Raw genomic sequence first — 15,288 nt, forward strand, 5'->3', positions numbered from 1 at the left:
TTTAAATATACAAAGAGCTTTTTATTAATTTATTATTTTACAACTATATTAACTAATTTCTTAGGTACTGCAACTACTTTAACTATAGTTTTACCTTCAACTAGTGCATTTATTTTTTCATCTTCCATTGCTACTTTTTCCATTTCTTCTCTAGAAATATTAGCAGCAACACTTAATTTTCCTCTTACTTTTCCATTTATTTGAACAACTATCTCAACTTCATCTTTAACTAAAGCAGTTTCATCGTATTTTGGCCAAGATATATTAAATATACTTCCTTCTTTTCCTATCATAGCCCATAGTTCTTCACCTATATGAGGTGCAAATGGAGCAAGTATAGTTACTATAGTTTCTACACCTTCTTTTATAACTGCTTCATTTCTAGAATCTAATTCTTTGTACTTATACATTTCATTTATTAATTCCATTAATGCTGATATAGCAGTATTAAATCCAAACTTTTCATTTAAATCTTCAGTAACTTTCTTTAAAGTTGCATGTATAGTATATCTCATAGCTTTATCTTCTTTAGTTAATTCTTTTGACTCAACATCAGATTTAGCTATATCAGATAATTCATCTACTAATCTATATACTCTATTTAAGAATCTAAAGCATCCTTCAACACCTTGGTCTGACCATTCTAAGTCTCTTTCTGGAGGCGCTGCAAATAATACGAATAATCTAGCTGTATCAACTCCGTATTCTTCTATTATTTCTGATGGAGCTACAACATTCCCTTTAGATTTACTCATCTTAGCACCATCTTTTAAAACCATACCTTGAGTTAATAAGTTTTTGAAAGGCTCTTTAAAATCTAACATTCCCATAGAATTAAATGCTTTTACAAAGAATCTTGAGTAAAGAAGATGTAATATAGCATGCTCTACCCCACCTATATATTGGTCAACTGGCATCCAGTTGTTAACTGCTTCTTTACTAAATGGTTCTTCAGTATTTTTAGGATCTATATATCTTAAGAAGTACCAAGAAGAATCTACGAATGTATCCATTGTATCAGCTTCTCTTCTAGCTGGTTTTCCACAACATGGACAAGTTGTATTCATAAATGTTTTAGATGTTGTAAGTGGCGATTCACCCTTTCCTGTAAACTCTACATCTGTTGGTAATAATATTGGTAAGTTTTCTTTCTTTTCTGGAACTATACCACATTCATCACAATATACTACAGGTATTGGACATCCCCAGTATCTTTGTCTAGAAAGTAACCAGTCTCTTAATCTATAATTAACTGTTTTCTTTCCTCTTCCTATTTCTTCTATCTTTTCTATTATAGCATCAAATGCTTTATCAGCGTCCATTCCATCAAATTCTGCTGAGTTTATCATTTTATTATCTTCATCTATTACAGTTACTACTTCTAAGTCATATTTAGATGCAAAATCAGCATCTCTTTCATCATGAGCCGGAACTGCCATAACTGCACCTGTTCCATAATCAACAAGTACGTAGTTAGCTATCCATAAAGGAACTTTTTTACCTGTTAATGGATTTACAACATATTTACCTATGAACATTCCTTCTTTTTCAACATCACTTGAAGTTCTCTCTATTTCTGTCATAGTATGCATTTTTTGAACAAATGCTTCTACTGCTTCTTCATATTCTGTTTTCACAACTAGTTCTTTAACTAATGAATGCTCTGGAGCTAAAACCATGTAAGAAACTCCATATACAGTATCTGGTCTAGTTGTAAATACAGTTATAGATTTGTCACTTCCATCTATATCGAAAGTTATTTCAGCACCAGTACTTTTTCCTATCCAGTTTCTTTGCATAGTTTTAACTTTTTCTGGCCATCCATCTAAAGTATCTATATCTTGTAATAATTCCTCTGCAAAATGAGTAGTTTTGAAATACCATTGTTCTAAGTCTTTCTTTACTACTACAGAATCACATCTTTCACATGCACCTTGTACAACTTGCTCATTAGCAAGAACTGTTTCACAAGATGGACACCAGTTTACAAAAGATTTTTTCTTATATGCTAGTCCATGTTCTAACATTTTTAGGAATATTTGTTGAGTAAACTTATAGTATTCTGGTGTAGATGTAGCTATTTCTCTATCCCAGTCAAAGCTAAGACCTAAAGTTTTTAATTGTTCTCTCATGTCAGCTATATTTTCCATAGTCCATTTGTCTGGATGTATTCCATGCTTTATAGCTGCATTTTCTGCTGGAAGTCCAAATGAATCCCATCCCATTGGATGTAGAACATTGTACCCTTGCATTTTCTTAAATCTAGCAACTACGTCACCTATAGAGTAGTTTCTAACATGTCCCATATGTAATTTTCCTGATGGATAAGGGAACATTTCTAATGCATAATACTTAGGCTTTGTATTATCATTAGTATCTGTTTTATATTGTCCATTTTCTTCCCAAGTTTTTTGCCATTTTGACTCAATTTCATTTGGTTTATAAACGTTCATCAAAATTTCCTCCTATGTTAATAATATTAAAAAAATCCTCAATCACTAAACACAATGTTTAGGGACGAGGATTATCTTCGCGGTACCACCCTAATTAGCCTAATAAGGCTCTCTTAGATAGTTTTTATGCCAACTACGGCTAAATAGATTTTACCTAGCAAGTTCAAAGGTACATTTTACTAGTTCACAGCACCACTAGCTCTCTGAAAAAATATATTCTTTTACTACTCTAGTCTATTTAATAATTTAAAATTTTAATTATAATGTTAACATCATTAAGCTAAGTTGTCAACATCCACATATGGAGCATCTTTCCATAGCTTTTCTAAGTTATAGAAATCTCTGTTTTCTTCATTAAATATATGAACCATAACATCGCCATAATCAAGTAAAACCCAAACTTGGCTATCATATCCTTCTTTTCCTCTAGCTTCTATACCAAGTTTAGTTAATTCATCTTCTACATTGTCAGCTATAGCTTTTACTTGTCTTTGAGAAGATGCTGTAGCTATTACAAAGTAATCACATAAGCTAGATACAGCTCCTATATTTAATATTGCTATATCTTTACCTAGTTTATCATCTATTGCATCATATATAACTTTTGTAATGTTTTCTACTGTCATATTATTTCCTTCCTTTCATGATTATAAACATATTTAATTATTATACCATAAATAATACGTAAATAAACCATTGTATTTTATTATATAATGTATTAAATTTATTTTTATGATATGCTTTTATAAAATTTTATTTTTTATAAGGTAATTTCTTGCATCTACTGTTCTATTATGTATTAACTGATTGTTGTCTATTACAAATTTTATTGTATTATTAAATGAAATAAGTAAGGCTTTATCTAATTCTTTATTATAAACTAAATCTCTTAATTCTTCCACTCCAGGAAAATCTCTATCTTCCTCTATTAAGTCTGCAATATAAATTATTTTTTCTATTATGTCCATGTCTTCTTTACCTGTAGTATGGTACTTTATAGCATTTATTATATCTTTATCATTTATTCCAAATTCATATTTTGCTATGTATGAACCTATTAAGCTATGAGATAATGCTAAGTTGTCTTTTTCTATTTCATCTAAAACTATTTTATATTTATCTACATAATATTTTACTTCATCTTTGTTTAAATACTTAGCACAGTCATGCGCTATTCCTGCTATATAAGCTTTTTCTTTATCACACCCATAAATTTCACTTAACTTTACAGCACAATTTGCCACATTTAATGAATGTTTATACCTCTTTTCCGGTAACATTTCTTGTATCTTATTATTAATTAATTCTAAATTCATATATTATTCTCCACTACTATATAATTTTTTGTTATATATATATTCTTGTACTAATTCAGGTACTAAATATCTAATTGTTTTATGTTTATTTAATTGTTCCCTTATATATGTTGATGATATATCTAAAGATGGCACATATACACTTTCAATATTTGCATTGTACTTATCTTTTAGCTCTTTTATTTTTTCATTAGCTCTTAATAAACTTATTCCTGGTCTTGTTGCTGCTATAAAGTTTGCTAATTTAAAGTTCCCCTCAACATCCTTCCAAGTTTCTATATCACATATAGCATCCGCTCCAGTTATAAAATATATCTCTGCATTTTTATATATTTGTTTTAAAACTTTTAATGTATCTATTGTATAAGTACTTTTTTCTCTTTTTATTTCTATATCAGAAACTATAAAGTCATCATTATTAACTGTAGATAATAATACCATATTATACCTATCATATTTATCAGTTATATTCCCCTTTTTATGAGGAGGATTTCCGGATGGTATAAATAATATTTTGTCTAATTTATAATTATCTCTTATAAATTCAGCTGTCGCTAAATGTGCGTAATGTATAGGGTCAAACGTCCCACCCATTATACCTATCTTTACATTACTACACTTATCCCCAAATTGCTTTAACTTCTTTTGATTAATTATAAAAGACTCATCAACTATATTGTTAATTGCCATAGTTTATCTCCTTTGTTAAATTATATTATTATTGTATCATTATTTTTTATTTATTAAATATATTAAATTACTTTTTAGTGTATAATCATATTATTATGTATAATTAAGGAGAAATATAATGGCTATAATTACAAAAATAGAAGCACAAAAGAAAAATACAGATAGAGTAAATATTTATATTAATGATGAATTTTTTATGTCTGTATTTACTGAGCTTGTTTATACATTTAATCTAAAAAAAGGTATGGAGATAAATAAAGAAAATTTAAAAACTTTACTCGATGATGATATGTACATTAAAGCTAAAAATAAAGCCTTAAATATATTATCTAAAGCTGACCAATCAGAGAAAAAAATAAAAGAAAAATTATCTTCTGAATTTGAAGAACACACTATTGAAAAAGTATTAGATTTTTTAAGGAATAATAAGTTTATTGATGATAAATTATTAGCTCAAAAAATAGTAAATACTAATATTAACTTAAATAAATGTGGTAAAAATAAAATAAAACAAAATCTTTACAATAAAGGAATAGATTCTGAAGATATATCTCATGCTATATCTAATATTGATTCTAATGTTGAATTTGAAAATGCAATGTATCTAGCTAAAAAGCGTTATGAGAGAATAAAAAACGAAGATAAAATAAAAATATACCAAAAGCTTTCTCAGCATCTCGCTTATAAAGGATTTGGTTATGATACGATCAAATCTGTTTTAAATAAAATTTTAAATTTTGATGAATATGAATATTAAGTATGGAGGTAATAAATGAAACTAATTGTCGGTATCTTAAGTTTTTTACTTGGTATATATAATGTAACTAAACTTTACAAACAAGATAGTCTTAAATAAAAGGAGTCTTTTTATGATAGATTTAGTTTTGCTAGGTTGTGGAGGCAATATGCCAATGCCAAATAGATTTCTCTCTTCTTTGTTTATAAATTATAAAGGAAGAAAAATACTTATTGATTGTGGTGAAGGTACTCAAGTTTCTATGAGAATGAAAAATTGTGGTTTTAAAAATATAGATTTAATATGTATAACTCACCTTCACGGCGATCATTTTTACGGTCTTATGGGACTTTTATCTACTATAGGAAATAGCTCTAGAATTGATGATTTAACTATAGTTGGTCCTAAAGGTATTGGTAAAATGATAAATGCGCTTAAAACTTTAATAGAATACTTACCATATAAAATAATTGTTGTTGAAAATCCTAAAGGTACATTCTCTTTGGTTAATGATATATTAAAAGATATAGAGATTTCGACTTTAGAGCTAGATCATTCAAGCGAGTGCCTAGGATATAGCTTGTACTTTAAGAGAACACCTAAGTTTAATATAGAAAAAGCTATCAAAAACAATGTTCCTAAATTATTATGGCAAAAACTTCAACGTGGAAAAAATATATTTTTTGAAAATATTGAGTACTCTCCAGATATGGTTTTAGGAGATAATCGAAAAGGAATAAAAATTAGCTTTATTACAGATACAAGACCAATATTATCAATTCCTGAGTTTATAAATAACAGTGATTTATTCATATGTGAAGCTATGTATGGAGATGATTTAGATATATCTAAAGCTGTTAAAAATAAGCATATGACATTTAGAGAGGCTGCTAATTTAGCAAGACTCGGTAATGTTAAGACATTACTTTTAACTCACTTTAGCCCTTCTCTAGAAGATCCTAATCTATATATAAAAAATGCAACTGGTGTATTTGAAAATACTATAGTTGGAAAAGATAGATATGATATTAATTTAAATTTTGAAAATTAACTATATAAAAAGGATGTAACTTAATTTTATAAAACTAAGATACATCCTTTTATTTTAATTAATATTTAATATTAATTATTTACATACATTTCCAGCTACATTTAATACATCCCATGTTCTAGCAAATGGTGGTGCATAACATAAATCTAACATTCCTAATTGATTAGTTGTTAATTTTCCAAATATAGCTGCTGCTATTACATTACATCTTTGAACTGAGTCTTTAAATCCAGCAACTTGTCCACCTAATATAACCTTAGTATCCGCATCATAAACAAGCTTTACATATATTTTATCTCTACCTGGATAGTAATTTGTTTGGTTAAAGTCTGATATAAATTTAGCCTTATAGTTTATACCTAGCTTTTGAGCTTGTATTTCTGTCATACCAGTTGAAGCTGCTTCCATATCCATAACTTTTATACAGCTTGAACCTAATGATCCTTGGAATGAGTTATTTGCTCCTGCTAAATTTTCACCAACTATTCTACCTAATTTATTAGCTCCTGTTGCAAGAGGTACATATGAATCTTGACCTGTTACTATATTTTGTATAGTAGCACAATCTCCAGCTGCATATATATCTTCAACTGAAGTTCTACCAAATTCATCAACTATTATAGCTCCATTTGGTAACATTTCTATAGATGTATCTTTTAAGAATGACGTATTTGGTCTTACTCCTGTTGCTATAATAACTACATCAGCTTCATATTCACCTTTGTTTGTTATAATTTTTTCTACCTTAGTTTCTCCAACTAATTCAGATACAAGTTCTTCTAATCTTAAATCTACATCGTGTTTTTTAATCTCTTCTTCTAATACGTCAGTTATTTCTTTGTCAAAAACTTGCGCAAGAACTCTTGATTCTGATTGGAATACTCTTACTTCTTTACCTAACTGATTAGCAGCTTCAACAGCTTCAAGACCTATAAATCCTGCACCTATTATAGCTACCTTTTGATTTTCTTCTTTATTTAATAATTCTTTTACTTTTATTCCATCTTCCATAGTCTTTAATGTTGAAACATTCTCTAACTTAACATTTTTTATAGGAGGTATTATACTACTTGCTCCTGTTGCTATCATTAACTTATCATAAGAATCTTCAAATTCAACATTAGTTTCTAAATTTCTTACTGTAACTTTTTTAGCTTCTGTATCAACCTTAACAACTTCATGGAATACATTTAAATCTATTCCTGTTTCTCTAAATTTTTCTGGACTCCTTGCTATCATATTATTAGCATCATCGAAGAACCCTCCAACAAAGTATGGAAGCCCACATGCTCCAAATGATACTACATCTGTTTTTTCATATACTACGACATCATATTCAGGTTTCATTCTTTTTAACTTAGCTGCTGCACTCATCCCAGCTGCAACTGCACCTACTATAATTACTCTCATTATAATTCTCCCTCCCTAAATAAATCACATTATTTCTAAAAGTATTTTTTTATTTTTATTTATCTTTATAAGCTAGTTATTATATTAACACTTTTTTTTCATAAAATCTATAGTATATTAGTTTATTTTACATTATTCTACAATATTTAATAAGTAATTATTATTTACACAAAATCTACATAGCTAAAGTAATGTATCGAATAAATATTTTATTATATAAAATTTTATAAATTATTAAAAACTTTTTAATTTTATCAAATTAATTAATGTTACATATATAAGTTAATGATATATAATCATTGATTTTATATCATTTTTTAATAATAAAAAAGCATCTGTATATTTACAGATGCTTAAAATATTATCTAACCGATCTTTTTGTTACTCTTCCTTTTTTAGTAACATTTTCAGCCTTTACTTTAGCCTTAGCTTGTTCATGTCCTGGGAATACTATTTGTGGATTCTCTGTATTTTTCTTATATAAAGTAAACTTCGATCCTATAGCTTGAACAAACTCAGCTCTTAAAGCTTCACATATAGCATTAGCAGTTTCTTTAGTTTCAAGTCCTGCTGTTTCAAGTATTGTTACTTTAACTATTTCTCTTTTTCTTAACATATCATCTAGTTGCTCTAAAAAGCTTTCAGTAACTCCATCTTTACCTATTTGAGTTGAAGGCTTTAAAGTGTTTGCTATTGATCTTAAATATGCTCTTTGCTTACCTTTTAACATTGTGTCACCTCATCTATATTAATTATAGAATTCAAATTCTATTTCGTAAATTCTAACTGTATCTCCATCTTCTATTCCCATTTCTCTTAATCTATCGAATACACCTTGGCTTTCCATAGCTTTTTGGAAATATTGAAGAGATTCCATATCATCAAAGTTAACAGAGTACATAATTCTTCTTAAAGATTTACCAGTTACTACATATACTCCATCTTCTATATCTATTTGTAAACCTTCATCTTGTACTTCATCAAGTTCAGGTCTAAACATTTCTTCTTCTGAAACTAACTCTATTTCTTCAGCTTCTCTTAATAATTCAGATACATAAGCAATTACATCATCTACACCTTGACGTGTTGCAGCAGACATTTTAAATACTTTGTATCCTCTTCCCTCTAATTCATTCTTGAATTCTTCAAATATACTTTCATCTTCTAGTATATCCATCTTATTAGCAACTACAACTTGTGGTCTTGTAGCTAATTTTTCATTGTATAGTTTTAATTCACCATTAATTTTATCAAAGTCATCTAAAGCATCTCTGCCTTCTAAACCAGATATATCAACTATATGTATTAAAACTTTAGTTCTTTCAACATGTCTTAAGAAGTCATGGCCTAAACCTACACCTTCTGCAGCACCTTCTATAAGACCTGGTATATCAGCTAAAACAAAACTCTCTCCAAATTTAGTTTGAACAACACCTAAATTAGGAGTTAATGTTGTAAAGTGGTAGTTAGCTATCTTTGGTTTAGCTTTAGTTACTACAGATAAGAATGTTGACTTACCTACGTTAGGGAATCCTAAAAGACCAACATCAGCTATCATTTTAAGTTCTAATACTACCCATTTTTCTACACCGTCACTACCTGATCTAGCAAAAGCAGGAGCTTGTCTAACTGCATTGGCAAAGTGTTGGTTTCCTTTTCCACCTCTACCACCTTTAGCAACTACAGCTCTATCTCCTTCTTCTTTTAAATCTGCTATAACAAGACCTGTAGCTTCATCTCTTATTATTGTTCCAGGAGGAACTTTAAGGATTAAGTCTTCCCCATTTCTTCCTGCTTTTCTTTTTTTGCTACCATCTTCTCCGTGTTCTGCTACATATTTTCTTTGATATTTAAAGTCCATTAATGTTCTTAAACCTAAATCAACTTCAAATATTACACTAGCCCCGTTTCCACCGTCTCCACCGTCTGGACCACCAGCTGGAACATATTTTTCTCTTCTAAATGATACCGCACCATTTCCGCCATTTCCTGACTTAACAAAAATCCTAGCTTTATCTATAAACAAATTAATCACCTACTTGTTTAAACTTTTTATTTATTTTTTCCCAAATAGATATATAACATTCTGTAAATATCCATTTACAAGAAAAAGGAGTGTATTAACACTCCTTTTATTTAGCATTACTCAGCTATTGATACTGGGTATACACTAACTTTCTTTCTTTTCTTATCTTTTCTTTCGAATTTAACAGCACCGTCAACTAATGCGAATAAAGTGTCATCTCCACCTTTACCTACGTTAGTTCCTGGATGTATCTTAGTACCTCTTTGTCTTACTATTATACTACCAGCAGTTACTACTTGTCCGTCGAATCTCTTAACACCTAATCTCTTAGATATAGAATCTCTACCGTTTTTAGAAGACCCTACCCCTTTCTTAGATGCAAGTAACTGTAAGTTCATGTTTAACATATGGAGTCACCCCCTACTTTTTTAAGATTTTTATATTTTTGGGATATTCCCTTTTAATTTCTTCAATAGCTAATTGAAAATGATTTAGCAGTAATTTAGAATCTTCTAGATATCCATCTTTTACGATGCATTCTATATGACCTTCTTTACCTATAACTTTCTCAAATTCAACCTTTGCAAGCTTGTCTAATGAGTTTATAACTGCAATTGCATTAGATGTAACCGCAGAACATACTATATCATATCCTATTTCAGCATAATCAGCATGACCCTTAAGACAAAAGCCTCTTATTGAAAAGTCGTCATCGTAATAATATTTAACTTTTATCATTACTTAACCATTAATTAAGCGTTTATCTTTTCGATAACTATCTTAGTGTATGGTTGACGATGTCCTTGCTTTCTTCTGTAGTCTTTCTTAGCTTTGTACTTGAAAACTATAACTTTCTTAGCTTTACCTTGTTCAACAACTTTTGCTTGAACAGAAGCACCTTCAACTGTAGGAGCTCCAACTACTAACTCACCATCTTTAGTGCAAGCTAATACTTCGTTTAAAGTAACTACATCACCTGCATTACCTTCTAACTTTTCAACGAATAATACATCACCTTCAGCAACTTTATATTGCTTTCCACCTGTTTTAACTATAGCGTACATTAAATACACCTCCTCGGTCTCAAAACTCGCCATATAGGTACTTCTCTTAAGAAGTTTTCAACCTTTTCTGTGCGGCATTTACAGTTATTAATATTACTATAATATTTGTCATATGTCAACTAACTATTATAAATTATATTTAATTTTTCATAATTTATTTTATCATTTTCACATAATCCTATTTTTGTACTATATTTTTTAGATATATTTTCTATTATAGACATAAAATTCATTTTTATAAGTTTTAAAGTTCTACTATTTAACTCTATAGTTACATCTTTGTATGATGTATGTGTACTAATTCTTATTATCTCTTTCTCTATATCATCTAAAATAAAATTAATAGATTTTGTTGATCCTTTACCTTCACAAGTATAACATTCTTCCAAATAATATTTGTCTATCGAGTCTCTTTCTCTTCGTCTTGTAATTTCCACTAGACCTAACCTTGTCATTCCTAATACTTCAGTTTTTCTTTTATCTTTTTTAAACTCTTCATTTAATATATTTATTATTTCTTGTTTATACTTTGCTTTGTGCATATCTATAAAATCAACTATTACTATTCCACCTATATCTCTTAATTTAAGTTGTCGGCAAACTTCAATTGCGGCTTCTATATTAGTTTGATACACTGTTTCCTCAAGCTTTAAATTCCCAGTAAACCTACCTGTATTAACATCTATTACAGTAAGTGCTTCTGTTTTATCTATTATTAAATATCCTCCGCTTTTTAGCCATACCTTTTTACTTAAAGCTTTTTCAATTTGATTTTCTACTCTATATAAGTCAAATATATCTTTATTTTCTTCTAGTTCTAGTTTTTCTACATACTCTTTTTTTATAGATTTCAGTATATTTTTTAATTCATCATACTTACATTTATCATTTGTAACTATCTTCTCAATATCTTCATTTACATTATCTTTTATATACTTAGATGAAAAATCTAATTCTTTATATAAAAGTTTTGGTCCTATTCCTAATTTATATTCTTTAATTATTTCTTCATATCTTTCTTTTAGCTCATTTATATCCGCTTCTAACTCTTCTTTTGTACAGCCTACAGCTTCAGTCCTTATTATCAGCCCCTTAGTACCTTTACTTACACTATTAGCAATTTTTTTCAATCTAAATCTTTCTTTTTCATCTAATATCTTATTAGATATTGTAATTCTATCATTAGTAGGAATATAAACTAAATATCTACCAGCTAAACTTATCTCAGTATTTAATTTAGCTCCTTTAGTTCCTACTTCTTCCTTATTTACTTGTACTAATATATCTTGGCCTGCTTTTATATTGCTATCTTTATCTAATTGCAAGTATGCCAACTTTTCAAATCCTATATCTACAAAACATGCTTGTATACCTAGTATTACTTTTTTAACTACACCTCTGTATATATTTGATACCTTTTTAGAATTTTTATTATCTTCTATTAATAACTCTATTAATTTATCATCTTCTAATATTGCTGTTTTTTGAGATGAAACTAAATATTCGACTATGATTTTTTTCATTTAATTCTCCTTAAATTACTACTTATATATATCTTATTATAATAAAAAATTCGCTTCGCTCATGTCGCCAACGACTTCGTCCGTTGCTCAAAATCTTTTTTACGCTCAAAACCAACTTATTGATATTACTTACATTCAGAAGTTATCCACATTTTTTTAAGTATTATAATATCCTTAAGCGTAAAAAAAGGTGGCATAAACCACCTTTTTTACATAGGAGATACTAATTGACCATCCTGTAATTTATATAAATCTCTTCTTAATATATCTACATCTAAAGGATCCATATCTAATTCTAATAAATCTAATATTTTAGGTATAAATATATTAGTATTTAAATTAGCCTTAGAACCAGTAGCTATTGTTGCCTCTAAAGTTAACACATTATCTTGTACATCTAGTAAATCAAAATTCCTAATCATAGGTCTTATATCAGATTCTACTATTTTACCTTTTTTATTTTTCTTAGTAATCATTATTTCATCTTGAGACATAAACTCTAATATTTTACTTTTTACATATTCTTTAGTTAAAGTCTTTTCTGTTTCTATTGTAAATATATATTCTCCATATTCTATAACAGATGCTAAAGATGGCTCTTGCTTATCTATTTCTTTAGCTTCTATAAATTTTATACCTTGTGGTAATTGTGCGTTCATTCTGTTTAGATATTCTTCTACACTTAGGTCCTCTTCTATTTCAACGTCAACATATTCTCCTTGACTTTCTGTTCCAAGAGCTAAAGCATTTCCGTAACTTATCTTAGGATGTGGATTGAACCCTTGTGAATGAACTAAATCTATTTCAGCTCTTCTAAATGCTCTTTGTAATAATTGTTGTAAATCTAGATGAGATATATAAATCATATCTCCTTCTTTATTAAATTTCGTTCTTATTATTTTCATAATTAACACATCCCCCTTCCTATATCATGTGCATTTATACCACATGCATTACATTTGTGTCTACAATCCGGAGTAACTGTGTCACTTTTAGCTTTTTCATTTTCTCTTATTAAGAATTTCTTGCTAACTCCTACATCTATATGATCCCATGGGAATACTTCGTCGTAACTTCTTTCTCTATTTGCATAGAAATCTATTGAAAGATTATTCTTTTCCATAGCTTCTTTCCAAGTATCTAAATTGAAGTACTCTGACCATCCATCAAATTTAGCTCCTGCCTTAAATGCATCATATATAACTTTACCTATTCTTCTATCTCCTCTAGCTATTACTGCTTCCATTAAACTAGTTTTAGAATCATGATAGTTATATTTTATATCTTTATTTTTTAGTTTTTTAACTAAGTGTCTTTGCTTTTCAACAACTTCTTCAGTTGTATCTTGTCCATGCCATTGGAATGGTGTAAATGGTTTAGGTACAAATGTTGATGTACTTACTGTAACACCAAAACTTCTTTTTAACTTACCATTATGAACTTCTCTGTACATATCAATTACATCATATGCAAGTTTTGCAATTCCATCTAAATCATCATAAGTTTCTGTTGGTAAACCTATCATGAAGTATAGCTTTACACTATTCCATCCCATTTCAAATGCTTTTTTAGTTGCATTTTGTAAATCTTCTTCACTTACACCTTTGTTTATAACATCTCTAAGTCTTTGAGTTCCAGCTTCTGGTGCAAAAGTTAATCCTGATTTTCTTACTTGTTGTATTTTTTCCGCTATTTCCATAGAGAAGTTATCTAATCTAAGAGATGGTAATGATATTCCGATATTATTAGATGCATATTCATCAACTAAGTAGTCTGTTAACTCTGATAATTTAGAGTAATCGCTAGTACTTAATGATGATAAAGATATCTCATCATAACCTGTACTCTTTACTAACTTATCTACTATTTCTTTTAATCTCTCTACACTTTTTTCTCTTATTGGTCTGTATATCATTCCAGCTTGACAGAATCTACATCCTCTTGTACATCCTCTAAATAGCTCAAGTACAACTCTATTATGAACTGTATCTATAAATGGAACTATTAATTTTTCTGGATATGGTACATTTTCAACATCTTTTATTATTCTCTTATGAGGTTTATATGGTATATTTTCTCTATTTGGTACAACTTCTTTAACTGTATTATCTTCATTGTACGTAACATCATAGAAGCTAGGTATATAAACCCCTTCTATTGAAGATATTTGATATAAGAAATCTTCTCTAGTAGTTTTATTCTTCTTCCATTCTTTATAAGCGTTTAGTATTTCTAAGTTTACTTCTTCACCTTCACCTAAAACAACTATATCAACGAAATCAGCCATAGGCTCTACGTTATATGCACATGGACCTCCAACTAATATAAATGGATCATCTAATTTTCTTTCAGTTCTAAGTATAGGTACATTTGCTAAGTCTAACATATTTAATATATTTGTATATGAAAGCTCATATTGAAGTGTGAATGCTATAACATCAAAATTAGTTATAGGTTCTCTTGACTCTAAAGCAAATAGTGGTATATTCTTTTCCCTCATCATATTTTCCATATCAACAGCAGGTGCATATACCCTCTCACAGAATATTTTTTCATCTCTGTTGATTACATCATATAGTATATGACTTCCTAAGTGACTCATACCAACTTCATATAAGTCTGGGAAACATTGAGCATATCTTATTAAGCTTTCATCTGACGTATCCTTATGTATTGAATTTATTTCATTTCCAAGATACCTAGCAGGCTTTTCAACCTTCTTTAAAATTCTCTTTAAGTCTACCTTATTCATGTATCTTAAAACCTCCGATAAGCGTATTATTTTAAAACATAAATATTATTATACACGATATGATATTATGTATCAAAACTTTATTTATTACAATATAGTTTTTCCATTTTATATTCATATAAACTAAAATACATTGAAAAAATACATTTACATTTAGATATTCATCTAAATTTCAGAGCGTAGACAAAGTCTACGCTCTTTTATTTTTGTCAATACTCTTTATGAGGTGATAAATATGTTAACTATAAGAAAAGAAGATTTTAGAGA

At 28.7% G+C, this 15,288-nt stretch carries 15 protein-coding genes and 1 other annotated feature; of the genes, 2 read left to right on the top strand and 13 right to left on the bottom strand.

Annotation, left to right across the window (positions count from 1 at the left end; all coding sequences use genetic code 11):
- Positions 1–32: 32 nt before the first annotated feature.
- The 4 genes from leuS to nadD form a co-directional block, all read right to left on the bottom strand.
- On the bottom strand, positions 33–2,453 hold the full coding sequence (gene leuS / locus BN7997_RS13405; protein WP_071121249.1) for a leucine--tRNA ligase: 2,421 nt from the start codon (positions 2,451–2,453) through the stop codon (positions 33–35).
- 57 nt (positions 2,454–2,510) lie between these two features.
- Positions 2,511–2,701: a binding site (T-box leader), on the bottom strand.
- Positions 2,702–2,728: 27 nt separating this feature from the next.
- Positions 2,729–3,079, bottom strand: coding sequence for a ribosome silencing factor (rsfS, locus tag BN7997_RS13410; RefSeq protein WP_071121250.1), 351 nt, complete (start codon positions 3,077–3,079; stop codon positions 2,729–2,731).
- Positions 3,080–3,196: 117 nt separating this feature from the next.
- Positions 3,197–3,769: a bis(5'-nucleosyl)-tetraphosphatase (symmetrical) YqeK gene (yqeK, locus tag BN7997_RS13415; protein ID WP_071121251.1), complete on the bottom strand. Its 573-nt coding sequence runs from the start codon at positions 3,767–3,769 to the stop codon at positions 3,197–3,199.
- 3 nt (positions 3,770–3,772) lie between these two features.
- The gene (gene nadD / locus BN7997_RS13420) at positions 3,773–4,459 is read right to left on the bottom strand and encodes a nicotinate-nucleotide adenylyltransferase (RefSeq protein ID WP_074010985.1); all 687 of its coding nucleotides are present in this window, start codon (positions 4,457–4,459) and stop codon (positions 3,773–3,775) included.
- 118 nt (positions 4,460–4,577) lie between these two features.
- Here nadD and recX point away from each other — a divergent pair, with 118 nt between their 5' ends.
- On the top strand, positions 4,578–5,216 hold the full coding sequence (gene recX / locus BN7997_RS13425; protein ID WP_071121252.1) for a recombination regulator RecX: 639 nt from the start codon (positions 4,578–4,580) through the stop codon (positions 5,214–5,216).
- Between the two features lie 112 nt (positions 5,217–5,328).
- Positions 5,329–6,246, top strand: a complete 918-nt coding sequence (locus BN7997_RS13430; protein ID WP_071121253.1) for a ribonuclease Z — start codon at positions 5,329–5,331, stop codon at positions 6,244–6,246.
- 75 nt (positions 6,247–6,321) lie between these two features.
- Here BN7997_RS13430 and BN7997_RS13435 read toward each other — a convergent pair whose 3' ends face one another.
- The 9 genes from BN7997_RS13435 to BN7997_RS13475 form a co-directional block, all read right to left on the bottom strand.
- The gene (locus BN7997_RS13435) at positions 6,322–7,656 is read right to left on the bottom strand and encodes a CoA-disulfide reductase (protein ID WP_071121254.1); all 1,335 of its coding nucleotides are present in this window, start codon (positions 7,654–7,656) and stop codon (positions 6,322–6,324) included.
- 361 nt (positions 7,657–8,017) lie between these two features.
- Entirely contained in the window at positions 8,018–8,386 is a 369-nt protein-coding gene (locus BN7997_RS13440; protein ID WP_071121255.1) for a YhbY family RNA-binding protein, read from the bottom strand.
- A gap of 18 nt (positions 8,387–8,404) precedes the next feature.
- The gene (obgE, locus tag BN7997_RS13445; RefSeq protein ID WP_071121256.1) at positions 8,405–9,682 is read right to left on the bottom strand and encodes a GTPase ObgE; all 1,278 of its coding nucleotides are present in this window, start codon (positions 9,680–9,682) and stop codon (positions 8,405–8,407) included.
- Positions 9,683–9,798: 116 nt separating this feature from the next.
- Positions 9,799–10,089 (bottom strand): 50S ribosomal protein L27, encoded by a 291-nt coding sequence (gene rpmA, locus BN7997_RS13450; protein WP_071121257.1) that lies wholly within the window; start codon positions 10,087–10,089, stop codon positions 9,799–9,801.
- A 13-nt stretch (positions 10,090–10,102) separates the two neighbouring features.
- Positions 10,103–10,420, bottom strand: coding sequence for a ribosomal-processing cysteine protease Prp (locus BN7997_RS13455; protein ID WP_071121258.1), 318 nt, complete (start codon positions 10,418–10,420; stop codon positions 10,103–10,105).
- A 14-nt stretch (positions 10,421–10,434) separates the two neighbouring features.
- A complete protein-coding gene (rplU, locus tag BN7997_RS13460; protein ID WP_071121259.1) occupies positions 10,435–10,746 on the bottom strand; it encodes a 50S ribosomal protein L21 in 312 nt (103 codons plus the stop codon).
- Positions 10,747–10,865: 119 nt separating this feature from the next.
- Positions 10,866–12,269, bottom strand: coding sequence for an Rne/Rng family ribonuclease (locus BN7997_RS13465; protein ID WP_071121260.1), 1,404 nt, complete (start codon positions 12,267–12,269; stop codon positions 10,866–10,868).
- 209 nt (positions 12,270–12,478) lie between these two features.
- On the bottom strand, positions 12,479–13,177 hold the full coding sequence (locus BN7997_RS13470; protein WP_143023245.1) for a TIGR03936 family radical SAM-associated protein: 699 nt from the start codon (positions 13,175–13,177) through the stop codon (positions 12,479–12,481).
- Positions 13,177–15,021, bottom strand: a complete 1,845-nt coding sequence (locus BN7997_RS13475) for a TIGR03960 family B12-binding radical SAM protein (RefSeq protein ID WP_071121262.1) — start codon at positions 15,019–15,021, stop codon at positions 13,177–13,179. Before BN7997_RS13475 ends, BN7997_RS13470 begins: the two co-directional genes overlap by 1 nt.
- Positions 15,022–15,288 lie beyond the last annotated feature (267 nt).

Origin of the sequence: Romboutsia timonensis, from assembly GCF_900106845.1 — a bacterium.
In the GTDB taxonomy this organism is placed as follows: domain Bacteria; phylum Bacillota; class Clostridia; order Peptostreptococcales; family Peptostreptococcaceae; genus Romboutsia; species Romboutsia timonensis.

Bases quoted from the DNA above. Each gene is read 5' to 3' on its own strand.
- yqeK (WP_071121251.1), bottom strand. From the start codon at position 3,769: ATGAATTTAGAATTAATTAATAATAAGATACAAGAAATGTTACCGGAA.
- rsfS (WP_071121250.1), bottom strand. From the start codon at position 3,079: ATGACAGTAGAAAACATTACAAAAGTTATATATGATGCAATAGATGAT.
- BN7997_RS13475 (WP_071121262.1), bottom strand. From the start codon at position 15,021: ATGAATAAGGTAGACTTAAAGAGAATTTTAAAGAAGGTTGAAAAGCCT.
- BN7997_RS13465 (WP_071121260.1), bottom strand. From the start codon at position 12,269: ATGAAAAAAATCATAGTCGAATATTTAGTTTCATCTCAAAAAACAGCA.
- recX (WP_071121252.1), top strand. From the start codon at position 4,578: ATGGCTATAATTACAAAAATAGAAGCACAAAAGAAAAATACAGATAGA.
- rpmA (WP_071121257.1), bottom strand. From the start codon at position 10,089: ATGTTAAACATGAACTTACAGTTACTTGCATCTAAGAAAGGGGTAGGG.
- rplU (WP_071121259.1), bottom strand. From the start codon at position 10,746: ATGTACGCTATAGTTAAAACAGGTGGAAAGCAATATAAAGTTGCTGAA.
- nadD (WP_074010985.1), bottom strand. From the start codon at position 4,459: ATGGCAATTAACAATATAGTTGATGAGTCTTTTATAATTAATCAAAAG.
- leuS (WP_071121249.1), bottom strand. From the start codon at position 2,453: ATGAACGTTTATAAACCAAATGAAATTGAGTCAAAATGGCAAAAAACT.
- BN7997_RS13440 (WP_071121255.1), bottom strand. From the start codon at position 8,386: ATGTTAAAAGGTAAGCAAAGAGCATATTTAAGATCAATAGCAAACACT.
- BN7997_RS13430 (WP_071121253.1), top strand. From the start codon at position 5,329: ATGATAGATTTAGTTTTGCTAGGTTGTGGAGGCAATATGCCAATGCCA.
- BN7997_RS13455 (WP_071121258.1), bottom strand. From the start codon at position 10,420: ATGATAAAAGTTAAATATTATTACGATGACGACTTTTCAATAAGAGGC.
- BN7997_RS13435 (WP_071121254.1), bottom strand. From the start codon at position 7,656: ATGAGAGTAATTATAGTAGGTGCAGTTGCAGCTGGGATGAGTGCAGCA.